The organism is Ochrobactrum sp. AN78 (assembly GCF_029909885.1).
Taxonomy (GTDB): domain Bacteria; phylum Pseudomonadota; class Alphaproteobacteria; order Rhizobiales; family Rhizobiaceae; genus Brucella; species Brucella quorumnocens.
The window spans coordinates 76799-99481 of record NZ_JASAMU010000016.1 but is presented as its reverse complement, the minus strand read 5'-3'; the positions used below and the strand labels follow the sequence as shown (position 1 = coordinate 99481).

The window sequence follows — 22683 nt, the reverse complement described above, 5'->3', positions numbered from 1 at the left end:
TCTTCATCTTCAACCTATCGCCAAAGTTGCGCTGGAGGTCAACGATTTGAAGCGGACAATTGCGCTACAATTGCCGAAATGTTCCGGCAATTGCGTTGTTTATGCATCATTTTGCGATCAAAAGGCGCTAAATTAGTCGATTTTTATTAACGAGCGGCGACAAGCGCTTCCAACACGTCTTCAATCAGATCGTCCGTGTCCTCAAGACCCACCGAGATGCGCAGCATGCCATCTGAAATGCCAAGCTCGCTTCGGGCTTCGTCGGTGAGGCTCTGATGCGTAGTGGTCGCCGGATGGGTGATGATGCTCTTTGCATCGCCCAGATTGTTGGAGATGCTGAAGACCTGAAGCGCATTCTCAAACTTGAACGCCGCTTCTTTGCCGCCTTCCAGCTCCAAAGCAATCAGCGTCGAGCCACCAGTCATCTGCTTGGCGATGATGTCGGCCTGCGGGTGGTCGGCGCGGCCCGGATAGATAACTTGCTTGACGCCAGCCTGGCCTGCAAGCGCGTCTGCAACGGCTGCTGCCGATTGTGTCTGCTGACGCACGCGTACGCCGAGCGTTTCCAGACCTTTGAGCATGATCCATGCATTGAACGGGCTCATGCCGGGACCGGTATGACGGAAGTAAGGCTGCAAAACTTCTTCAGTCCATTCCTGATCGGAAAGGACGATGCCGCCGAGGCAACGACCCTGACCGTCGATGTGCTTGGTCGTCGAATAGACGACGATATGCGCGCCCAGTTCCAGTGGCTTCTGGAAGAGGGGGGTCGCAAAGACGTTATCCACGATCAGCTTGGCACCGATCTCATTGGCAATATCTGCGACAGCGGCAATGTCGATGACTTCCAGCGTCGGGTTCGACGGGCTTTCAAGCAGCATTACCTTGGTGTTGGGACGGACGGCGGCTTTCCAGTTCTCGATATTCGCGCCATCGATTACGGAAATTTCCACGCCATATCGTGGCAATAGCGTTTCGACGATATAACGCGACGAGCCGAAGACGGCGCGGGCGCAGATCAGGTGATCGCCAGCCTGTACCTGACAAAGAATGGATGCAGCAACCGCTGCCATGCCTGATGTCAGTGCGCGAGCATCTTCCGCGCCTTCAAGTGCGCACATCCGCTTTTCAAACATATCGGTGGTTGGATTGGCATAACGCGAATAGATGAACCCAGGGTCTTCACCCTTAAAGCGAGCCTCAGCGGCTTCCGCCGTTGGATAAAGAAAGCCCTGCGTTAGATAGAGGGCTTCTGACAACTCTGCGAAACCCGAACGCAGCGATCCTGCGTGAACGAGCTGAGTTGCCGGGCGGAACTTGCGGGTAGTCTCATTCGTCATTTTTCCAACCTGTCGAAAGCTGGTCGGCCGGGGCGCGGAATTGCCTCGGCGGCCAATAAAAAACCGGCCTTGCGAAAACGCAAAAGGCCGGTAACGAACCGCGGCCTCATTTAGCGAATTCTTTAACGTGGCTGCAAGCCGGCCGGCCAAATCACCACGGAACACTTTTTCCTTATGCCTCTTGGGCGGGGTCGTCAATGCCAGAAGGATCAGTTTTCAGGAAAACGCCTGTCTGCCAAAGCTCTGATGGCTGTGATTCCTGCGGAAAACCCGCGAGCTGTGGGGTTTCAGGGTTGGCATTGGGGTCGAGAGCGGTCAATGGTCATAGACCAAATTTAAGTAAGTCACGGAGTTCAGTGTTATGACGCAGAGGGATGCGGGAATTCTGGCAGATGCGGATATTGCTGCACTGTTTGAAAGCGGTTTGCTGGCATCTGCGCGTCCATTGGATGCCGATCAGATTCAGCCTGCCAGTCTTGATCTGCGGTTGGGTGCCAAAGCCTATCGTGTGCGCGCATCCTTCATGCCCGGTCCCGGAACCCCGGTTATCGACAAGCTGGAACGTCTCAAGCTGCACGAGATCGACTTGACTGCGGGTGCAGTGCTTGAAACGGGTTGTGTCTATATCGTGCCTTTGCTTGAAAGCCTGTCACTTTCGCCAGAGCTTTCAGCATCCGCCAATCCAAAAAGCTCGACCGGTCGTCTTGATATCTTCACCCGCGTCATCACCGATGGTGCGCAGGAATTCGACAAGGTTCCGGCTGGTTACAAAGGCCCGCTCTATCTTGAAGTCAGCCCACGCACATTCCCGATTGTGGCACGTACTGGTTCTCGCCTGTCGCAGATCCGTTTCCGAAAGGGCCGCGCGCAGTTGAGCGAAGCGGAACTGGCAATCCTTCATCAGAACGAGACGCTGGTTGCTTCTGAAATGCCGAATATTTCAGGCGGCGGCATCGCGCTTTCGGTTGATCTGTCAGGCAGCGAAGACAGATTAATTGGTTATCGCGGCAAGCATCACACGGCTGTCGTCGATGTCGATAAACGCGCCGCGCATGACGTGCTCGATTTCTGGGAGCCGATCTATGATCGCGGTTCACGAGAGCTCGTGCTCGATCCTGATGAGTTCTATATTTTGGTTTCGCGTGAAGCCGTGCATGTGCCGCCGCTTTTCGCAGCTGAAATGACGCCTTTCGACCCGCTGGTTGGTGAATTCCGTGTGCATTATGCGGGCTTCTTTGATCCAGGTTTCGGCCATAGCTCTGCTGGTGGCACTGGAAGCCGCGCGGTTCTGGAAGTGCGCAGTCATGAAGTCCCGTTCATTCTCGAACATGGCCAGATTGTCGGCCGTCTTGTTTATGAGCATATGTTGAATCGCCCGAAGGCGCTTTACGGTGTCGATCTCGGATCGAACTATCAGGCGCAGCAACTCAAGCTCTCCAAGCATTTCAGGTGATTGCGCTCTTCCCGATCCTACTTCTATAAATTGGAGCGAAGTGGAGGAGGCCGGAAGAGTGAAGCATGGTAAGGATGATGTACGGGAAAACACAGTAGATGTGCCACCGCGCCGTCTGTTGGTGGGTATCGTCGCGCTGCCGGGCTTTACACTGACAGCACTCAGCCTGTTTCTTGATCCGTTTCGACTGGCAGCCGATGACCGTGACAAGAGCCGTCAGATCAGATGCGGGTGGAAAATCTGCACCTTGTCTGGCGATCCGGTTACGTCCAGTTCCGGCATGGTCATTGAACCGACCGCGCCCATAGGCGAACTTGATGAATGTGATTATGTGGCGGTGGTTGGCGGTTTGCTTGCGCAATATCGCCCGCGCCAGCAGGCGTTGATTGATCTCATCAAACGAGCCGACAAACGCGGCAAGACGGTGGTGGGCCTTTGCACGGCAGCTTTCCTGCTTGCTGAAGGCGGCTTGCTCGATGACCGCAATTGCTGCGTCAGCTGGTTTCACCGCGACGACTTCGTCGATCTTTTCGACGGTCATACGGCTGATACAACCAGCCTTTTTCATCGCAGCGGCCGACACTACACCTGTGCAGGCGGACTGGGCGCTGCGTCGCTTTCGCTGTCGATCATTCAGAATGAAATCTCCGAGGAACTGGCGCGCAAAAGCGCATCCATTTTGATGATCCCTTATGAGCTGGTGCGATCTGAACAACCGGCGCTCAGCTTCAATGGCGTTCGCTCACCGATGATCCGCAAGGCGATCCGCATTTTCGAGGAAACGCTGGAAGAGCCAGTGCCGATGATTGATGTGGCGCGCAAGCTCGGTATTTCTGTCCGCCAGATGGAGCGAGGTTTCCGCATGGCTGTTGGGCGCACCGCTTTCGAGGTCCGTGAGGAGTTACGGGTCAAGAAGGCGCGCGAGCTGTTGTCTGAAACCGGGCTCTCGCTTCTGGAAGTGGCGGTCGCCAGCGGCTTTACCGACACCCGCAGCATGAACCGTTCGTTTATCAGACAGAAGCAAAAAGCCCCGCGCGAATATCGCAAACAGCACTGAGCTTGTGAGATAGCTTGCGAATCCCCCACTGACCTCCTATTTTCCGCGACGAAACTGCCAGTTTGGCAGAGGGGCTGAAACGCGTCGCATTTTATCGTATCCATACCGCGCGTTTAATGCCCTTTGTTTTTACACATGTCTTTAACGGAAAACCGGTTCCCGCTTTTCGGAGACATGCTTTTATGCAGGAGATTTGCATGTCTGATGGTGTAAACCGTTTTCTTGGCGATACGCCAGCGCGCGTGCTGATCAAGCTGGTACTGATCTCGCTTGTTGTGGGCGTGGTGATGAGCGCATTCCACTGGACGCCGTATGATATTCTCTATGGCATCCGCGATTTTGTGCTGCGTCTGTGGAATATGGGCTTCTCAGCAATTGCTGGTTTTGCCGATTATCTCATTCTTGGTGCGGCAGTCGTTATTCCTGCCTTTATTTTGCTCCGTATCCTGAGTTACCGGAAATAATCAGAGCATTTGAGCCAAGAGTGCGAAGCATTTTTGTGCCGAACAATGCTTCAATTTGAACCGCTCAGAAACCGGACAAATGCAGCAGAACGACACGTTTATTCTTTCCCGGCGGGGATTTTTGATCCTCGCCGGTGGTGCACTGGCTTTCGCCGCCTTGCCTGCGGGCTTTGCGGATGCCGCAGCAGACGTCGATCCAACGGACTTGTTCAATCAGATCCGCAAGGCCAACGGCCTGTCGTCGATGGCGACCGATAGCAAGCTCGAACAGGCCGCGCTTTATCAGGCACGGCGTATGGCAACCCATGGCAAGATTGGCCACTCGGTTGGCTGGGGTAATGGCTTTGTCTCGCGGCTTAAGCAGGCAGGCATTCGCGGTCCTGCCGCGGAAAACGTCGCTTCGGGCCAGCCCAATACCCAAGCGGTATTCGATGCCTGGATGAAATCGCCCGGCCATCGCAAAAACATGCTCGATCCCACATTCGGGCATTATGGCCTTGCCTGGGCAACACCTGAAAATAATCCGCGTCGCATTTATTGGGCGATGATGTTGGGGCTTTAAATTCTTTTGTCGACCAAGAGTCCGGAAGCCAGATGCTGAAACACATCTACAGCCTTTTTCAGCGCTGACGCTGGATTGTCGCTTGCGGCAACCCAAAGCGCTGCATTCAGTGCTGCTCCGCTTAACAGGCGCGCCGCAGCATCCACATCGACGGACTTCAAAACACCTTCTGCGATCAGAACTTCAACCGTTTTGCGCGTGACGTCGAGGCAGGCATTCTGGCTGGGCCATTGTGAAGGGTCTCCCAGAAAAGCCGGGCCATCTAAGAGGACGATCCGCTGCACTTCTGGTTCCAATGCCATCTCGATATAGGTCGTAGCCTCCGTTATCAGCGCATCCCAAGGGTCAGCTTTAACGGACGCTGCTTCCTTGGCACGTGCAGCCATTTCACCATCAATCTGTGCAACGACGGCGGCCAGCAAGCCCTTCTTGTCACCAAAATTATGATAGAGCGCGCCGCGTGTCAGCCCCGCTTCAGCGGTTAGATCGTCCATGGATGCGGCTGCAAAGCCTTTTTCGGCGAAGGCTTTCCTCGCTGCAACCAGCAGCAATTGGCGGTTTTCCATCATGGTTTCAGCACGAGACCGCGGGGCCATGCAAATCTCCGGTGTTGACATACGGTGCGTATATGAAATACACATACGTTACGTATATCAAACTTGTAGGCTTAAAAAAAGCTGTATATCGAAAGGATGTTCCATGACCCGCATCGCTATATTTCCCGATGGTCGCCAGGACCTTTATGAACAAAACGGTTACTCGGCTGCCATTCGCTCCGGCGACCTTCTCTTTGTATCTGGGCAGGTTGGTAGCCGTGAAGACGGATCGCCCGAACCTGAATTCAAAGCACAGGTTGAACGCGCATTCGATAATCTGCGCAATGTATTGGCAGTGGCGGGCTGCACATTCGATAACATCGTGGACGTGACTACATTTCATACAGACCCGCAAAACCAGTTTGCGACAATCATGGACGTGAAGGCGCGCATGTTTGCCGAGAAGCCGTATCCAAACTGGACCGCTGTGGGCGTCAACTGGCTTGCTGGTTTTGACTTCGAGATCAAGGTTATTGCGCGCATTCCGAACGCTTAAAAGTATTTCCAGCAAAAGTTGGAACCGGTTTTGTGTTCGGAAATGCGTAAAAACAAATAGTTACAGGGGTTCCAACGATTCAATATTAACTGGAGCCGCTGTAATGAATTGAAAACTCTGCGGACATAGTGTTGTCAGGCCTGCGACAATGCGGTGGCCGAATTTTCTGTCGTTTACAGAAATTCCAGAGTAGAGCTTCCTCCAATTGCTAATGAGTTTTTGGGGTCAACCATGGATCAGATGCTGCACGAAAAGAGCATCGTTTCCAGACCATTTGATGTGACGCATCGCATGGTGATGATGATCGCCGTTCCGATGACGCTGGCGGCTGTCACCACCCCTTTGCTCGGCCTCGTCGACATGGGCGTGGTCGGTCAGATGGGGCAGGCCGAACTGATTGGCGGACTGGCAATCGGCGCGCTGGTCTTCGATTTTTTGCTAACGATGTTCAGCTTCCTGCGCTCGGGCACAACCGGCCTTGTAGCACAAGCCATGGGTGCGGAAGATAAGGCAGAAGAGCAAGCGATTTTCTGGCGCGCAATCATCATTGCAATCGTGGCGGGTTGTCTGATGATCCTGAGCTTGCCGCTGGTTCTCACTGTCGCGTCCGATTTTATTCACCCAACGCCTGCAACACAGGCGGCAATGGTGAGTTATGTTTCCATTCGCATGTTGTCTGCCCCCGTTGCGCTGATCAATTATTCGGTGCTGGGTCTGCTTCTGGGGCGCGGGCAGGGCGTGCTTGGCTTGAGCCTCCAGGTGCTTATCAACGGCATTAACATTGTGCTGTGCATCGTGCTCGGTCTGGAACTGGGCTGGGGTGTCGAAGGCGTTGCCTGGGCGACAGTGACTGGCGAAACGGTGGCCGCTATTGTCGGGCTGTACCTTGTTATGCGCCATTTTCACAAGCAAACGGGTCGCCACCCGGATATCAAGCACATTCTGCACAAGGCTGGTATTGTGCGGATGATCGCGCTCAATCGAGACATCATGATCCGCTCGATCCTGCTTTTGACGGCATTTGCTTTCTTCACGCGCGCGGGCTCGGAGCTTGGACCAGTGACGCTTGCAGCAAATGCGGTGTTGATGAACTTCTTCCTCGTCTGTGGCTTCTTCCTTGATGGAATGGCAGCGGCGGTTGAGCAGATCGTCGGGCGTTCGGTCGGCGCGCGTCACAGTCCGGCTTTTGTGCGTGGCGCCAAGCTGACCTTCGTCTGGGGACTGGTCATGGCCAGCGCGATTGCGCTCATCCTGATGGTGTTTGGTGATGCGATTATTGGTCTGCTGTCGAAGGCCGAAGACGTGCGCGATGAGGCGATCAAATATCTGCCGTGGGCAGCACTGACAGGCCTCACGGGTCTTCTCGCTTTTCACATGGACGGCGTCTATATCGGCGCAACATGGTCGCGTGATATGCGCAACATGATGTTCTTCTCGCTGATATTCTTTTTGGTGGTGCTTTATGCAGCAAAGCCCATGATGGGAAATCACGGGCTTTGGTTGGCACTCAATCTGTTTTTATCGATCCGCGGCGTAACGCTTCTGACGCTGTTGCCGCGCAGATATCGATCAGAATTTTCCCGGAATTAATCCGGAAGGCGACGCGCGGCCCATTGCTTGGTGTCGCGGTCACGCAGTTCGGCGATATTGGCAGCACCTTCGTTTTTCACAGCCTCTGAGAGGCCGCGCAGGATTTCTGACGCGAGGCCCGGACCGCGATAGATCATGCCGGTATAAAGCTGGATGAGATCGGCACCAGCCTTGATTTTGGCGAGCGCTGTTTCGGCACTATCGATACCACCCACGCCGATCAGCGGCATGTCAGCGCCGACGCGTTCGCGCATACGGGCCAGAATGACGGTTGAACGCTCGAAAAGTGGTGCGCCAGAAAGACCACCGGTTTCTTCATGGTTCTCGGCACTTTTCAGGCCATGGCGTGAAAGCGTGGTGTTGGAAACGATAATGCCGTCGAGCTTCTGTGCTGTAGCTTCGGCCGCGATATCGTCCAGTTCTTCATTGCTGAGATCGGGTGCGATCTTGAGAAAGACAGGCCGCTTCAGCGTGCACATCTTGCCTTCTTCGTCGCGCGCTGCAAGCACGCGCGATAGCAGTTCGCGCAATGCCTCTCGCGACTGAAGGTTGCGCAGGCCGGGCGTGTTGGGCGAAGAAACATTGACGGTAAAATAGCGCGCAAGCTGATAGAACTTACGGATACCAGCCACATAATCGCCGATACGATCTTCAGCATCCTTGTTGGCACCGATATTGACGCCGACAATGCCGCTTTTGCCTGCACGTTGCGACAATCGCTTGAAAGCTGCATCGTGGCCTTCATTGTTGAAGCCAAGGCGGTTGATGACGGCGTGATCATCTGGCAGGCGGAAAATACGCGGGCGTGGATTACCGCTTTGCGGACGCGGGGTGATCGTGCCGACTTCTGTGAAGCCGAAACCGATTTTCAAAAGCGCATCCGGCACTTCGGCATTCTTGTCATAGCCTGCGGCCATGCCCAGCGGGTTCGGGAATTGCAGTCCTGCAATCTTAACCGAAAGCGCAGGGTCATTGGAGCGGTTGCATGTAACGATGCCGGTTTTAAGACCGGCAATGGACAAACCATGCGCCTGCTCGGCATCGAGCGAGAACAATGCACGTCGCCCGATAAGTTCAAAAAGCCCGCTCATTTATCCTCAAGCTCCGGAAAGATATGGAGACCATCTTTGTCGAGCGGCAAGGGCTCGACTTTTGTGACTGCCGACATTGGCAGCGCTGCATAAAGATGCGGAAAGAGTGCTCCGCCACGCGAGGCTTCATATTTCAGCGCATCGCCCAAACTGCTTGTAAGAAAATCCGCATCCACGCTCACAAGCAGCAGATCCGTTTGCCCGGCAAAGTGTTTGGCGGCTGTTTCCCGCACCTGTGTATAGGTAGAGAAATGGATATAGCCATCAGCAATATCAACCGGTGCCCCGGTAAAAATGCCAGCTTCTTCTGCCTGCGCCCAGAGATCGCGCGGGGCGATCTTGTAGATGGTCGTTTTGGTCATGGCAGCTCTCTAGACCGAATTAGTTAGAAAATCAAAGCATGACGTGTTCGTTTTTCTTGCATAGCTCCCATATGATGGGTGGAAGTTGAAAGCGCGTCACGAAAAGTGTGACACGGATTTCGGACAAGCTGCGCTTAGAACATGCGTTAAAGGAGATCGAAACATGTCTGGCAAAACCATGCCGTTATTTCGCACACTAGCCGCTGTTTCATTGCTGGGTGCAAGTTTTGCAGCAAGCGGTGCTCATGCTGAGGAAAATGGGCGCTATCGCCTTGAAGGCACCGAAACCGGTTACGTGCGGCTCGATACTCGCACCGGCGCATTGTCGGTTTGCAACGAGCAGCAGGGGCAGCTTATCTGCAAGATGGCGACCGAGGATCGAGAAGCTTACGAAAATGATATTTCCGATTTGCAGGATCGGGTGAAGAAGCTTGAGGGCAAGGTTACAGCTCTTGAAGCAGGTGGTGCATCTGCTTCTGCATCCAAGCTGCCAACAGATGCGGAGTTCGAGCAGTCTCTTGGCTATATGGAGCGTTTCATGCGTCGTTTCATGGATGTAACGAAGAGTTTCGACAGCGAGACCGATAAGCCCGCAGAGGGTGCGGCACCCGCTCAATAGAAGGGGGCATTTTTGCGGGACGGCTCTAACTAATTGATAATAGGTTAGACCTTGCGCGCTACCTATGAAAATGCTTGCCTTCCCCTGTGTGTTACCTCCAATTATTAGGGTAACAGCAGGGGAGGATGGTCCGGCAATGCAGGGCTGGGGAATTATAGGCGCGGCCTTTTTATATCTGTTGATGCTGTTTGCGGTTGCAAGCATCGGCGACAGGCGCGCCGCTCGCTGGAGCAGCGCTCCACGCCCCTATATTTATGCACTCAGCCTCGCGGTTTACTGCACATCGTGGACATTCTTCGGCTCCGTCGGCCTTTCGGCCCAACGAGGGCTTGAGTTTTTGGGCATCTATATCGGCCCGATTCTCGTCTTCACGCTTGGCAATCGCCTCTTGCGCCACATCGTGCGGTTGGCGAAGTCAGAACACATCACCTCCATCGCTGATTTTTTGGCCGCTCGCTATGGCAAGAGCTTTGGCGTGGCCTCTCTTGCTACCTGTATCGCAGCCGTCGGCTCCATTCCTTATATTGCGCTGCAACTCAAAGCCGTTTCTGGCAGCGTCGGGTTGGTGATGGAGCATTACGGCTCGGCTTTTGACCCAGCCTCTTTTGTTTTTGGCGATATTTCTTTGCCGGTGGCGGCTGTTCTGGCTGTCTTTGCCATTCTGTTCGGCACACGCCACACAGATGCGACCGAACATCAGAACGGCCTGATTCTGGCTGTTGCACTTGAATCGGTGATCAAGCTTTCCGCATTTCTTGCAGTTGGTTTTGCCTGCACGTTCTTTGTTTTCGGCTCACCGGGAGAATTGATCGAGAAGATTTCGCAATCTCCTGCGGCCCTTGAGGCCTTTCATTATGAAACCTCAATCGGTACGTGGATCGTGCACACAACGCTGAGTGCTGCCGCTATCATCATGCTGCCGCGCCAGTTTCATGTGACGGTTGTCGAAAGCCGCAGTGAAAAAGAATTGCGCACCGCCTCCTGGCTGTTTCCGCTTTATCTGATCCTGATCAATATTTTCGTTTTCCCGATTGCACTCATCGGCGTCATGACGCTTGGCAATACAGTCAGTGGTGATCTCTATGTGCTGGCACTGCCACTGTCAGCTGGTGCGCACTGGCTTGCGCTGATAGCCTTTCTCGGCGGGCTTTCGGCGGCGACAGCGATGGTCATCGTCGCTTGCGTGGCGCTGGCGATCATGATCTCCAATCACCTTGTGCTGCCGCTTATAATTCGCAGGCTCGCTGTTCGTCATCCGACGGAACAGCGTGATCTGACGATGATCATTCTCAATACGCGGCGACTGACGATTATCGGCATTCTGGCGTTGGCATTCGTCTATTATCGCATGGCGTCTAATAATATCCACCTCGCGTCCATCGGCCTTATATCTTTTGCAGCTATTGCACAGTTCATGCCCTCGTTCATCGGTGGGTTGTTCTGGCGCAACGCCAATGGACGTGGCGCAATGCTCGGCTTGTCGGCAGGGTTTCTCATCTGGGCCTATACGTTGCTTCTGCCAACCATGGCTCCAGAAGATGCGGAGATATTGCGCGAAGGCTTTCTTGGCTTTACCGCATTAAGACCTGAAGCCCTGTTTGGCACAGATGCTTTGCCTCTGACCAATGGCGTCATGTGGAGCCTTGCGGCTAACACCTTGTTCTACATTCTTGGGTCGCTTTCACGTGCTTCAACACCGCTTGAACGCATTCAGGCGAGCATTTTCCTGCCGCGCTATTTCATTGGTACACCGACCCTCAAGCGTTTTCGGACAACGGTTACGGTCGCAGAACTCAAAGCGACTATGGCTCGCTATCTGGGGGCCGAACGTGTTGAGCGTGCTTTCCTGCGTTTTGAAGGACGAGAGCAACGCAAGCTCGATCCCGGCATGACGGTGGACACGCCGTTGATCCGTTACGCCGAGCAATTGCTGGGAACGGCAGTTGGTTCCTCGTCGGCCCGCCTCGTCCTGTCTTTGCTACTTCAACGCAACGATGCTTCTGCGCGTGACGCAAGGCAATTGCTTGACGATGCTTCCGTCGCCCTGCAACAAAATCGTGACCTCCTGCAAATTGCGCTCGATCAGATGGATCAGGGCATAACGGTACTCGACAAGGATCTGCGGTTGACATGCTGGAACCGTCAGTTCCGTGCCCATTTTGATCTGCCGGATGAAGTGATGCAGGTTGGGATTCCGGTGTCCGAGATTGTCGAACATCTGGCCAGCAGCGGCGATCTTGCCGTCAATGCGCAAAACTCGGCCATACGATCCCTTGCAACTCTCAGACAGCCATGGCGGATGACTTTAAAATCGACCGGAAAGGTGCTGGAGATCAACTCCAACCCCATGCCGGATGGCGGACTTGTCGCGACCTATACAGACATTACTGCCGAAGTTGAGGCCGATCTGATGCGCCAGAAGGCGGCTGAGGTGCTTGAACAGCGCGTCGCTGACCGCACTGCCGAACTAACGCATGTGAACCAGAAGCTTGCAAAGGCACAATCCGCAGCCGAAGAAGCAAACCTTGGCAAGACACGGTTTCTGGCAGCAGCTGGCCACGACATTCTACAGCCACTCAATGCAGCACGGCTTTACAGTACGGCGCTAACAGAAAAGCTTGGACGTGCGGAAACCAGCCAGCTCGCCCGCAACATCGATTCTTCACTTGAATCGGTTGAGGCCATTCTGGGAATGGTGCTCGATATATCGCGGCTCGATACGGGTGCGCTCAAGCCAGAAGTCTCGGTGTTCCGTCTCGATAAGCTTTTAAGCCAAATTGCGACGGACTTCACACCAATGGCTCGGAAAAAAGGCCTTAAACTGCGCGTTGTGCCTTCGAGCATTGTGGTGAAGTCAGACCGCAACATGCTGCGACGCCTCATCCAGAATCTGGTTTCAAACGCAATCAAATATAGCCGCAAGGGTGGCATTCTGTTTGGTGTTCGCCGACGTGGCAATTTCATTGAGCTGCAAGTGCTTGATACCGGTATCGGTATCCCGCAGCCGAAGCTGAAACTGGTTTTCCGTGAGTTTACACGTCTTGATGAAGGCATGCGTGAGGCGGAAGGACTTGGGTTGGGCCTTTCCATCGTTGATCGTATTGCCCGTGTTCTGTCGCTGCCCTTGACGCTATCCTCAACGCCTGGAAAGGGCAGCGTTTTCTCGCTGCGCATTCCGATCAGCGCAGCACCTGCTCCCATCGAAGAGGTTGCAAGTCGTAAGGGCATAAAGCGCGCATCAAGCCTCACTGGCCTTGATGTGCTTTGTATCGACAATGACGCCAATATTCTGGCTGGGATGGAAACGCTTCTGCTTGGTTGGGGGTGCAATGTCACCACTTTGCGCAGAGGAGCTGAGTTGAAGGTATTTTGCATCGAGCGCGAAGTCGCCCCCGATGTTATCGTGGCAGATTATCATCTCGACAATGAAAACGGGCTGGACATGATCGGTTTTGCGCGGGAAAGCTTCAAACAAGAAATTTCGGCTATTCTGCTGACAGCCGACCGCTCCAAAGAAGTTCGCAAACGGGCTGACGACGAAAATGTCATTGTCTTGCACAAGCCATTGCGTCCGGCAGCTCTGCGTTCGCTACTATCGAGCGCGCTACATCAACGTGAAGGTGCTTCCAGCCGCCCAACAGCTGCAGAATGACTTTATAGCTTTTCCCGTAAAAGCGCGAAGCGGTGTGCGTAGGATAATGAGTAAAGACAAATAAAGCATGTCTCCCAAAAGTGGGAATCGGTTTTGGGAGAAAGACATGCGTAAAAACAAAGAATTAAAGCGTGTCACATGGATATTGTAAAACGCGGCACGCTTTAGTTTCAGCTGGCTTCTGAAGTCAGTGCGTCGTTGCCAATCCGCGATAAAAGAATGACCGCCTGTGTGCGACTATCAACGCCGAGTTTTTGCAGAACGGCAGAGACATGTGCTTTGACCGTCGCTTCTGATACATTCAGTTCGTAGGCGATCTGCTTGTTGAGCAGGCCTTCGGCAAGCATGGTCAGTACGCGTGTCTGCTGGGGGGTAAGTGTTCTTATCTTGTTGATGAGCGCTTCGATTTCAGGGTCGTGCGCCTGATCGAGGTCGATATCGGATGGTGTCCAGATATCGCCTGCAATAACTGCGTGTACTGCTTCGCCGATAGTTTCCATGCTTGCGGATTTCGAGATGAAGCCCGATGCACCAAGCTCGACGGCGTGCCTGATGGTTGCAGTGTCATCAGTGGCCGAGACGATAATGATCGGTAATGCAGGCTGAAGTGCTTTCAACGTGACCAGGCCAGAAAGGCCAGTCCCGCCGGGCATGGTCAGATCAAGCAAAAGCAAATCGATATCGTCGCGTTCTACGACCAGCTTTTTCGCTGCATCGAAATCGCCGACTTCGAGGATTTCTGCTTCTTCAGGAAGGCTCGACAGAACCTGTCGCAACGCACCTCTGAAAAGCGGATGGTCGTCAGCGATGATGAATTGCATAAGCCTCGCACGCCATTCTGAAAGTCCTCCCCATGTGCTGCACTTTACATGCAGCTCTTCCGTTTTATGCCGTTTTTCGTTCCGGGCAACCAAAAATAGCGTTGCTTAGCTGGATTCATATGTCGCATTGCCGCCTTCTGGCCGCATTATGTGCTAATTTCAATTATGAACGAGAGCATTCCCAGTAAAACTAAGAATGCTCTAGCGGGAACGAAAAGGCACTATATGACGCGCAATACGCTTTATCCGGAAATTCAGCCCTTCAAGGAAGAGATGCTGCAGGTTTCGTCATTGCACCGCATCCATGTCGAGCAGTGCGGCAATCCTGATGGTAAACCTGTTGTCATGATCCACGGTGGGCCGGGCGGCGGCATCACGCCCGCAATGCGACGCCTGCATGATCCAGAGAAATACCGTATCATTCTTTTCGATCAGCGCGGCTGCGGTCGCTCGACGCCACATGCAGAACTGCGCGAGAATACCACCTGGGACTTGGTGGCCGATATGGAGCATATTCGCGCGCATCTGGGCATAGAGAAGTGGCAGGTTTTCGGTGGTTCATGGGGTTCGACGTTGGGCCTTGCCTATGCTGAAACCCATCCAGAACGCGTGTCGGAAATCATTCTGCGTGGCATTTTCATGGTGCGCCGGTTTGAAGTTGACTGGATGTATTCCAATGGTGCGAGCATCATTTTCCCCGATCACTTCGAGACCTATCAAGAGCATATCCCTGAAGAAGAGCGCGGCGATATGATCGCAGCTTACTACAAGCGTCTGACTGATCGAGATCCGCAGGTGCAGCTTGCAGCCGCTCGCTTGTGGGCGCGGTGGGAAGGTTCGGTGCTTTCGGTGCAGCCCGATCCAGCTCGCGTTGAAGCCTTTGGCGAAGATCATCACGCCATCGCTTTTGCGCGTATCGAATGCCACTACTTCCAGAACCGTGGTTTCCTTGACAGCGACGATCAGCTTCTGCGGAATGTTGAACGCATCCGGCAGGTTCCGGGCGTAATTGTCCATGGCCGCTATGATATCTGCACGCCATTTATCAATGCATGGCAGCTCAAGAAGATGTGGCCGGAGGCTGATCTCAAAATCGTTGAAGACAGCGGTCATGCGGTGACCGAACCCGGTATTACGCATGAATTGATTGAAGCAACCAAGCGTTTTGCTGCTTAAGCTTCTTAAGGAGGCGCATCTTTTGCGCCTCCAGCTCCAAAACATTAGCAAACTCAGAAAAATACACCTCTAAACGGTGCATTTTGCATAGTTCATCTTTTCTTTGGGTATTTTAGCCTACAAACTAGGGAGTGAACATTTGTGATCCTCCCCGATCCCATCGGTTCATCGTATAGATTTTATCTGGCGAACCTTATCCGCAGCAAAGACGGCCCGGTTTAAGTTCGTGTTCGAGAGGGATACAGGCTAATGTTGAAAGAATTCAGAGAATTTGCTCTCAAGGGCAACATGGTCGATCTGGCCATCGGTGTTATCATTGGCGGGGCGTTCGGTGGCCTCGTCAATTCTATCGTCAATGACATCATCATGCCGATCATCGGTTTGCTGACGGGCGGTATCGATTTCTCCAACATGTATATCCAGCTTGCTGGCGATCCGAAGGGAACGCTTGCTGCAGCCCGTGAAGCCGGTGCGACCATCGCTTACGGCAACTTTGTCACGCTGCTTATCAACTTCCTTATCATTGCATGGGTTTTGTTCCTCGTCGTCAAAGGCATGAACAGGCTCAAGAAAAAGGAAGAAGCCAAGCCGGAAGCCGCTGCAGAACTGCCACGCGACGAAGTGTTGCTGGCTGAAATCCGCGATCTTCTCGCAAAGCAGAGCAAAGCCTGATTTTTCCAGAGCAGTCGACAAAGGACGGAGCCTTTATGGCTCCGTTTTTTTGTGCGCTCATTCCCAAAGATGAAAGTTGGTTCGACCCATCAATGCGGTTGATCGGATCATCACAAAATGCCGCGTGATTTCATGATTGCGCCTTGCTAAGCAGGTGAAATCAAAATCGAATTTTATGTGGGAACAAATGACGCTTATCGCCAATCTCCGCCGTGAAGCAGCTCAATCACCTGAAAGCGGCATCGTTGCCGTAGCCAATCACGGTCGTGGCAAAGAGGGCCTGATTCCGTTGTGGGTCGGGGAGGGTGATCTGTCTACGCCTGATTTCATTCGGGAGGCGGCGCAGAAGGGAATTGCCGACGGCGAAACCTTCTACACATGGCAGGCTGGTATTCCTGATCTGCGTGAAGCACTTGCTCGCTACCATGCGCGCCATTTTGCGCAGTCCTTCAAACCAGAAAATTTCTATGTAACTGGTTCGGGCATGCACGCCATTGAAATGGCGCTGAAGGCAACAACGGGTGCTGGCGAAGAAGCGATTTATCTGTCTCCAGCCTGGCCGAATTTTGTCGGCGCAGCTGGACTTGCCGGTGCGGTTCCAGTGCCGGTGGAACTCGAGTTCGGAGCCAATGGCTGGGTGCTTGATCCTGAAAAGATTGCGAGCGCCATCACGCCACGCACGCGCGCAATGTTCATCAATACGCCATCCAACCCGACGGGTTGGACTGCGGATCGCGAAACGCTGCGCTTTATTCTCGATCTGGCGCGTGAGAAGGGCCTCTGGATCATAGCCGACGAGATTTACACTCACTTCTATTACGGTGGGGGGCGTGCTCCGTCTTTCATGGATATCATGGAGCCCGACGACCGCATCATTTTCGTCAACTCATTCTCAAAGAACTGGGCGATGACTGGCTGGCGCGTGGGCTGGATGACCGTGCATCCTTCGATTGGCCCCGTCGTTGAAAACATGATCCAGTATTCCAATTCGGGTGTCGCGCAGTTCATGCAGCGTGGTGCGGTTGCAGCACTCGATCATGGCGATGATTTCATTGCCATGCAGGTGGAACGCGCGCGCTCAACGCGAGATCACCTGTGTGCTAGTTTGCAAAGCACAGGAAAAGTACGTCTGACACCGCCGCAGGGCGCATTTTATCTGTTCTTCGGTGTGGATGGTGTGAAGGATTCGGTCAAAGCTGCAATCGACATGGTCGACAATGCTAATGTGGGCCTGGCACCTGGTAGTGCATTCGGGCTTGGCGGCGAGGGCTTCTTCCGCCTCTGCTTCTGCCGTGATCCGCAGCAGGTGGATGAGGCCGCGGCAAGGCTGGTTCGCTGGATCAACAATCTCTGAAGCGCATCCCGCAAAGTGTGAAACGGTTTTCGCGCAAGATGCGTGTCCAAAATAAAAAAGGCCGGTGAAACCGGCCTTTTTCAATTTCCTACGACTGCGTTTATCAGCCGCCTGCTTTTGAAACCATCAGCGGAATAACGCGGTCGGAGTTTGCAGCCTTCGGCGCATCCGGTTCGGCAAATGGAATGCCGAGCGTATTCCATACTTCCAGCAACGCATCTTTGAGGCCGTCGATCAGCAGGTCGTCATGCAATGGCGACGGTGTGATGCGAAGACGCTCTGTGCCGCGTGGCACAGTTGGATAGTTAATCGGCTGGATATAGATGCCATGCACGTCGAGCAGACGGTCGCTGGCTTTCTTGCACAGTTCCGGATCGCCAACCAGAATTGGTACGATGTGGGTTTCAGACGGCATGACCGGAAAACCGGCAGCCAAAAGAACATCCTTGGCGCGCTGCGACTGACGCTGCTGACCATCGCGCTCGACTTGCGAGACTTTCAGGTGGCGGATCGCAGCGGTCGCGGAAGCTGCTACTGCCGGCGGCAGAGAAGTTGTGAAGATGAAGCCCGGTGCATAGGAGCGAACGGCGTCGATAATAGCGCGTGAACCGGTAATGTAACCGCCCAAAGCGCCGAATGCTTTTGCAAGCGTGCCCTCGATAATGTCCATGCGGTGTGCAAGGCCGTCGCGTTCGGTGATTCCACCGCCGCGCACACCATACATGCCAACTGCATGAACTTCATCGATATAGGTCATGGCATTATACTTGTCGGCCAGATCGGCAATCTTCTCGATTGGCGCAATGTCGCCATCCATCGAATAGACAGATTCGAACACGATCAGCTTGGCGCGGGAATGGTCCGCAGCCTTGAGAAGTTGTTCCAGGTGCTCGACGTCATTGTGACGGAAAATCTTCTTTTCTGCACCCGAACGACGCACACCTTCGATCATCGAAGCGTGGTTGAGTTCGTCAGAAAGGATCAGGCAGTTTGGAAGCAAACGTGCAATGGTCGAAATCGATGCTTCGTTGGACACAAAACCGGACGTGAAGACGAGGCCAGCTTCCTTGCCATGCAGGTCAGCAAGTTCGGCTTCAAGTTCTACAAGTGGGTGATTGTTGCCCGAAATATTGCGAGTGCCGCCTGCGCCGGAGCCGGTGCTGTTGGCGGTATCGCACATCGCCTGGATGACGTCAGGATGGTGCCCCATGCCCAGATAGTCGTTAGAGCACCAGACGGTGATCTCACGTGCAATACCATTGTTGCGCCAGGTAGCTCGGGGGAAACGTCCAACAATGCGCTCAAGATCGGCAAAAACGCGGTAACGCTTCTCGGCGTGCAGCTGGTCGATCGCTTCTTCAAAAAACCGGCGATAGTCCATTATACGCTCCTTGTTACTGCTCTAGTACCGCTTTTGCGTGATTGCGTCCATGGCGCAATGACGGGCAATTTGCCACGCTTTCGTGAAACTGCATTGATCAAAATCAAACAAATAGCGGGTTTTCAGGCAGTGGGCGAAAAAGTTGGTTATTTCGTCATCAGGCGGAAAATGAATTTTGGCGCCAAATCTCTGCGGCGGACATAAACGCGCGGCATGCCAAAGGGATCGTCGCTTGCACGCGCCCGTGCATGAACGGTCGTTGTCGCAGTTTCAAAACCGGCGTCGCGGCACATGTCGCGGTGAATCTGGTGATTCCCGCCATAGGGATAAGCGAAGTTTGTCACTTCCGATCCCAGCATGTCCTCAAGCATGGTCCTGGACTGCACGATCTGTCGGCGAGCTTCCTCTTCCGGGGTGTTTTCCAGATTAACATGGTCGACCGTATGCGCGCCAACTTCATGGCCCAAGGCGGCCCATTCGCGCATCTGTGTCACAGACATGCAGGGTGTTAACGGAACACCCATGGACTGATCCCAGATATTGCTGCCGCCAATCTGATTGGCGACAAAGTAATTCGTTGCGGTGAAGCCGAATTCCGCAAGGACTGGCAGGGCATTCTCATAATTATTGAGAAACCCGTCATCAAAGGTGATGACTGCAACCTTCCCCGTTTTCTCGCCCTTGATATAGGGCATGGCATTTCGCAGCGAGAGGCCCTGATAGCCGAGCCGCTTCAGCCATGCCATCTGGCTGCGAAACTTTTCCGGATGAACCCAAAGTCCGCGAAACGGGATCTTCTTGTGCGGCAGAGGGGCAATCTGGTGATAAAGAAGAACAGGGACCGCCATTTGTCTCACTTCGATCTTGAGGAGAACCCGCGCACGCGCATCCGGTAGATGGGACGGAGGATTTCCCTTTTAAGCTTATCGGAAAAGGATTTCTTGTGCTGAATGGTCGTGCCGCCAAGCTGCGCAGAAATTTCTTTCACGCCACCGGGAATGACTGCGAGCGGCTGCAAATCAGTAACCCATCGCATCTGGATTGTTGTATCGACAGGGCGATCAAACTGTTCGGTGATCGCAAGCAGCTTTTTTGCAGCATCGAAGCTTACAAGCTGTGCGACCATACCGAGCCCAATCGGGTTTGGAATGATAATACGCACCTGATTGTTACGGAAAACTTCGCGCCCAACCTCACGGTCGTCGCGGAAGGTAAAACGTACGAAGCCGCCCGGCTCGAAATGATTGCCGACCGCGTGGAAGGCAGCATTGAAAACATCAGTGAGTTCAATATCGTCTTCGATGATGAAGCCCGCGTCGAGCTGCTGGTCGACGATCGCCTGCCATGCTTTGCGATGGGACAAGAAGCAGGCAATTTCGTTTTTGCTAAGCTCAAATGGATAACGGGGCGCATGAAGTTGCCGCTTGTAAACGCGGCTTATCTCGGCGCCTGTGAGGACGTGGCTATCCACAGCGTCGATTACTTCCGTTTTTACCGGCAATTCGTGAATGAGCTTTTCCACTTGCGGCTTGCGATCAGTCGCGCGCGCTAAATGAATGATGAAAGCCTTGATGTTCATGTAAAACCTAAGCGCGCGAAAAGTAATTTCAGCCGAAGCGGCGTTCTATATCTGCTATGCGCATGATTTTCGCAAGTCACACTTAGCCTACTTTATGTAGACGTCCTGCGGCGATTTTTTCTTCAATCCACTTTCGTTCGGCATTCCAGTCGTGGCGCTTCCAGCCTTCCCAGCTAAAGCCGCAAATTTTGATATCCCAGTCAGGTAAGGAATATTTGCGCAAGACGAGCCAGATGCCAAAAAAACCGGTGCTGGGGAAGACTTCTTTCATCCGATCGGCACCAATGCCAAGCTCGTCGCAAACGGCAAAATAATCCTGCGAAGGCATGATGCGGATTTTCTTGCCAGCACGGCCGAAATAGTCAATCGCCTCATTGGTCCAGTCAGCGCGACGACCCTTGAGCCGTGACAGAATGTTTGGGTGGTGATGGAACCGCTTGATGATGCTCGGGTGGAAGGCAAACAGCACTTCCGGCGTATTTCGGACAATTTCCGAATTGATGAAGGTTGGATCCTTGATCCATTGCTCCATCTGTTTGCTCGACGTGGCGAGCATGAGCATGTCAGTCTTTTTGCCACTCATTCCAAGAGAGACGCGTGGTTCATTGAAACGAAGGACAAGATCGGCGGCGTCAATTTCGGCGGACAAATCACGGTCCAGCGGACCATTGCCGACAATAAATATCGTTTTGTTCATACGTTGGGGAATCTTATCCTGTTAAGCCAATTAAATAGATTTAATTAAAATTCGAAGATTACAAGTTTCTAAGCCTCTCCCAACAGCTGTGAGGCCAGTTTTGACGATCACTTTTGTCGCGCAGGCTAGCGAACTGCGTTACTTATATATCCTCGTAAGGCCGCAGGTTTGGCATTGCAGCCATGCAGTTTATGCACTTCTCAAAACGATTAAAAAGGCGGAAGCTCCATATCGGGAGGAAGGCAAAAGCTTAGCGCTTTCACAGCGCGGCACATAAGGGGATACCACCATGAACCACCTTCGTACCCAGTTTTCCCGTTGGATGCAGTATCGCGAAAACCTGCGCGAACTCAGCGGCTGCAGCGACCGCGAGCTTTATGATCTCGGCCTGTCACGCACAGATATCCGCCGCGTTGCACACGAGGCTGCTTTCGCCTGATTTCTCAGGCGAAACTTTCTCCACGCAGCCTGCTGGTTTCAAACCTCACCTGGCCGCTTAAAACGGATGTGGATATTATCATCCGCAAGATCAAAGCCCGCATAGTTGCGCTGGAAGGCGATGAGGGCATCATTGACGCCTTTTGAATAATCGTCTTCCTGCACTTCAACGTGGTGTCGGTAAATGATCCTGTCGTCTTTGTAGAATATAACCTGACCTTCCATGATGGCCTCCTCTTAAAGCCGTATGGGTGATGAGAGCCTATAGCTCCCTTTATGTCGGTGTATTCAATTGAGATAGGCGAAAAAGCCCAGGTTTCAAGCCTTGTTGCTGCTGTTTTCGCTCTTGCACAGTGTGAGCCAGGCCCGTGCCGCATGGGATAAAAATGCGCCTTTTCGCCAGATCAGGGCCATGTCCCAGTTCAGTTCTGCGTCTTTGATTTTATGGATGCGGACATCGCGATGCTTGCGCTGTTCGGCGATCATCTGTGGCAGAAAGCCGATACCCATACCTGCTGCAACCAGCTCCACGATAAAATCAATCTGGCTGGAACGCATGGCAATGTGTGGGGACAGTCCTTGCGAATGACATGCATCGAGAATGATGTGATTGAGGGCAAAGCCGCTTTCGAAAAGAATGAAGGGCTGGCTGGCAATGTCGTGCAGAGGGATGCCGTCATTGTCAGTGAAGCTGTGGTTGGCAGGAAGCAGGGCCACCACGGGCTCACAACGAACGGCCTGCCACTCGAAGCTGCTTTCGACGGACAGAAGCGAAGCGGCAAGCTCGATATCACCTGCAAGCAGCAATTCTTCCAGTCGCCTGCTGCCATGCTCGACGAGTTGAATGTCGATGTCAGGATAGAGCTTGGTAAAGGTGGCAAAGACTGGGGCGAACAGAACGCTGGAGCCTATGGGTGGCAATCCGAGGCGCAAAACACCGCGCTTCAACCCGCGCAACTCGCCAAGCTCAGTCAGCATGTCGTCTTTTTCTGTCAGTATGGCCAGTGCACGTCGATAAACGATTTCACCTGCGCTTGTCAGACGGGGAGGGGTGGCTTCGCGATCGAGCAAGATGATCTCTAGTTCATCTTCGAGCTGACGCACCGTCTTGCTGACGGTGGATTGCGTGGCATTGATCGTGCGGGCCGCAGCGGAAAAGCCCCCCTGCCGCACCACTTCCACGAATGCCTGAAAGCCACGTAAGTTCATAAGCTATTCTATAATGGAATAGCTGCAATGAAATCAATTCATTTCTGGAATATCAATTCAGCGCCTATAGTGTT

Annotated in this window: 23 protein-coding genes and 1 riboswitch; of the genes, 12 read left to right on the top strand and 11 right to left on the bottom strand. The window is 53.5% G+C overall.

What is annotated here, in order from left to right; translation table 11 throughout:
* Positions 1-146 precede the first annotated feature (146 nt).
* A complete protein-coding gene (locus QBD00_RS21675; protein WP_095446034.1) occupies positions 147-1340 on the bottom strand; it encodes an O-succinylhomoserine sulfhydrylase in 1194 nt (397 codons plus the stop codon).
* Positions 1341-1428: 88 nt separating this feature from the next.
* A riboswitch (SAM riboswitch) is annotated at positions 1429-1508 on the bottom strand.
* Positions 1509-1701: 193 nt separating this feature from the next.
* Here QBD00_RS21675 and QBD00_RS21670 point away from each other — a divergent pair.
* The 4 genes from QBD00_RS21670 to QBD00_RS21655 all read left to right on the top strand — a co-directional run bounded on the left by QBD00_RS21670 (position 1702) and on the right by QBD00_RS21655 (position 4876).
* Positions 1702-2793 (top strand): 2'-deoxycytidine 5'-triphosphate deaminase, encoded by a 1092-nt coding sequence (locus tag QBD00_RS21670; RefSeq protein WP_095446035.1) that lies wholly within the window; start codon positions 1702-1704, stop codon positions 2791-2793.
* 40 nt (positions 2794-2833) lie between these two features.
* Entirely contained in the window at positions 2834-3850 is a 1017-nt protein-coding gene (locus tag QBD00_RS21665) for a GlxA family transcriptional regulator (protein ID WP_404900665.1), read from the top strand.
* A gap of 197 nt (positions 3851-4047) precedes the next feature.
* Complete coding sequence (locus QBD00_RS21660; protein WP_007873508.1) at positions 4048-4314, top strand: DUF6460 domain-containing protein; 267 nt, start codon at positions 4048-4050, stop codon at positions 4312-4314.
* 79 nt (positions 4315-4393) lie between these two features.
* Positions 4394-4876, top strand: a complete 483-nt coding sequence (locus QBD00_RS21655; RefSeq protein ID WP_095446037.1) for a CAP domain-containing protein — start codon at positions 4394-4396, stop codon at positions 4874-4876.
* On the opposite strand, the gene QBD00_RS21650 is transcribed toward QBD00_RS21655, so the two are convergent.
* Positions 4873-5472 (bottom strand): TetR/AcrR family transcriptional regulator, encoded by a 600-nt coding sequence (locus tag QBD00_RS21650; protein WP_318580513.1) that lies wholly within the window; start codon positions 5470-5472, stop codon positions 4873-4875. The two genes, QBD00_RS21655 and QBD00_RS21650, sit on opposite strands and share 4 nt — an antisense overlap.
* Positions 5473-5575: 103 nt before the next feature.
* Between QBD00_RS21650 and QBD00_RS21645 the strand changes: the two genes are divergently transcribed.
* Together QBD00_RS21645 and QBD00_RS21640 are read left to right on the top strand one after the other, a co-directional pair.
* Entirely contained in the window at positions 5576-5968 is a 393-nt protein-coding gene (locus QBD00_RS21645; protein WP_151095088.1) for a RidA family protein, read from the top strand.
* A 240-nt stretch (positions 5969-6208) separates the two neighbouring features.
* Entirely contained in the window at positions 6209-7558 is a 1350-nt protein-coding gene (locus QBD00_RS21640) for an MATE family efflux transporter (protein WP_412535055.1), read from the top strand.
* Here the strand turns inward: QBD00_RS21640 and QBD00_RS21635 are convergent.
* Positions 7555-8649, bottom strand: a complete 1095-nt coding sequence (locus QBD00_RS21635) for a quinone-dependent dihydroorotate dehydrogenase (protein WP_264230619.1) — start codon at positions 8647-8649, stop codon at positions 7555-7557. The two genes, QBD00_RS21640 and QBD00_RS21635, sit on opposite strands and share 4 nt — an antisense overlap.
* On the bottom strand, positions 8646-9011 hold the full coding sequence (locus tag QBD00_RS21630) for a DUF952 domain-containing protein (RefSeq protein WP_095446042.1): 366 nt from the start codon (positions 9009-9011) through the stop codon (positions 8646-8648). The genes QBD00_RS21635 and QBD00_RS21630 overlap by 4 nt, the downstream gene beginning before the upstream one ends.
* A 163-nt stretch (positions 9012-9174) precedes the next feature.
* Between QBD00_RS21630 and QBD00_RS21625 the strand changes: the two genes are divergently transcribed.
* Positions 9175-9630 carry a hypothetical protein gene (locus QBD00_RS21625; RefSeq protein ID WP_318580512.1) on the top strand — a complete coding sequence of 152 codons (456 nt, stop codon included), beginning with the start codon at positions 9175-9177 and terminating at the stop codon, positions 9628-9630.
* Between the two features lie 136 nt (positions 9631-9766).
* Positions 9767-13282: a PAS domain-containing hybrid sensor histidine kinase/response regulator gene (locus QBD00_RS21620; protein ID WP_318580511.1), complete on the top strand. Its 3516-nt coding sequence runs from the start codon at positions 9767-9769 to the stop codon at positions 13280-13282.
* A 170-nt stretch (positions 13283-13452) separates the two neighbouring features.
* On the opposite strand, the gene QBD00_RS21615 is transcribed toward QBD00_RS21620, so the two are convergent.
* A complete protein-coding gene (locus QBD00_RS21615; RefSeq protein ID WP_095446045.1) occupies positions 13453-14103 on the bottom strand; it encodes a response regulator transcription factor in 651 nt (216 codons plus the stop codon).
* Positions 14104-14328: 225 nt separating this feature from the next.
* On the opposite strand from QBD00_RS21615, the gene pip reads away from it, so the two are divergent.
* The 3 genes from pip to QBD00_RS21600 all read left to right on the top strand — a co-directional run bounded on the left by pip (position 14329) and on the right by QBD00_RS21600 (position 17305).
* Entirely contained in the window at positions 14329-15279 is a 951-nt protein-coding gene (gene pip, locus QBD00_RS21610; protein ID WP_318580510.1) for a prolyl aminopeptidase, read from the top strand.
* A 249-nt stretch (positions 15280-15528) separates the two neighbouring features.
* Complete coding sequence (mscL, locus tag QBD00_RS21605; protein WP_095446047.1) at positions 15529-15951, top strand: large conductance mechanosensitive channel protein MscL; 423 nt, start codon at positions 15529-15531, stop codon at positions 15949-15951.
* 187 nt (positions 15952-16138) lie between these two features.
* Positions 16139-17305: a pyridoxal phosphate-dependent aminotransferase gene (locus QBD00_RS21600; RefSeq protein ID WP_318580509.1), complete on the top strand. Its 1167-nt coding sequence runs from the start codon at positions 16139-16141 to the stop codon at positions 17303-17305.
* 103 nt (positions 17306-17408) lie between these two features.
* Here QBD00_RS21600 and hemA read toward each other — a convergent pair whose 3' ends face one another.
* From hemA to QBD00_RS21580, 4 genes are all read right to left on the bottom strand, one after another.
* Entirely contained in the window at positions 17409-18686 is a 1278-nt protein-coding gene (gene hemA, locus QBD00_RS21595; protein WP_095446049.1) for a 5-aminolevulinate synthase, read from the bottom strand.
* Between the two features lie 146 nt (positions 18687-18832).
* On the bottom strand, positions 18833-19534 hold the full coding sequence (locus tag QBD00_RS21590; protein WP_318580508.1) for a polysaccharide deacetylase family protein: 702 nt from the start codon (positions 19532-19534) through the stop codon (positions 18833-18835).
* Positions 19535-19539: 5 nt separating this feature from the next.
* The gene (locus QBD00_RS21585) at positions 19540-20265 is read right to left on the bottom strand and encodes a glycosyltransferase family 25 protein (protein WP_318580507.1); all 726 of its coding nucleotides are present in this window, start codon (positions 20263-20265) and stop codon (positions 19540-19542) included.
* An 82-nt stretch (positions 20266-20347) separates the two neighbouring features.
* Positions 20348-20962 (bottom strand): hypothetical protein, encoded by a 615-nt coding sequence (locus QBD00_RS21580; RefSeq protein WP_095446052.1) that lies wholly within the window; start codon positions 20960-20962, stop codon positions 20348-20350.
* A 289-nt stretch (positions 20963-21251) separates the two neighbouring features.
* Here QBD00_RS21580 and QBD00_RS21575 point away from each other — a divergent pair, with 289 nt between their 5' ends.
* Positions 21252-21401 (top strand): DUF1127 domain-containing protein, encoded by a 150-nt coding sequence (locus tag QBD00_RS21575; protein ID WP_151095100.1) that lies wholly within the window; start codon positions 21252-21254, stop codon positions 21399-21401.
* A 38-nt stretch (positions 21402-21439) separates the two neighbouring features.
* On the opposite strand, the gene QBD00_RS21570 is transcribed toward QBD00_RS21575, so the two are convergent.
* Entirely contained in the window at positions 21440-21625 is a 186-nt protein-coding gene (locus QBD00_RS21570) for a hypothetical protein (RefSeq protein WP_094578894.1), read from the bottom strand.
* A gap of 93 nt (positions 21626-21718) precedes the next feature.
* Complete coding sequence (locus tag QBD00_RS21565) at positions 21719-22609, bottom strand: LysR substrate-binding domain-containing protein (protein WP_318580506.1); 891 nt, start codon at positions 22607-22609, stop codon at positions 21719-21721.
* Positions 22610-22683: the final 74 nt, after the last annotated feature.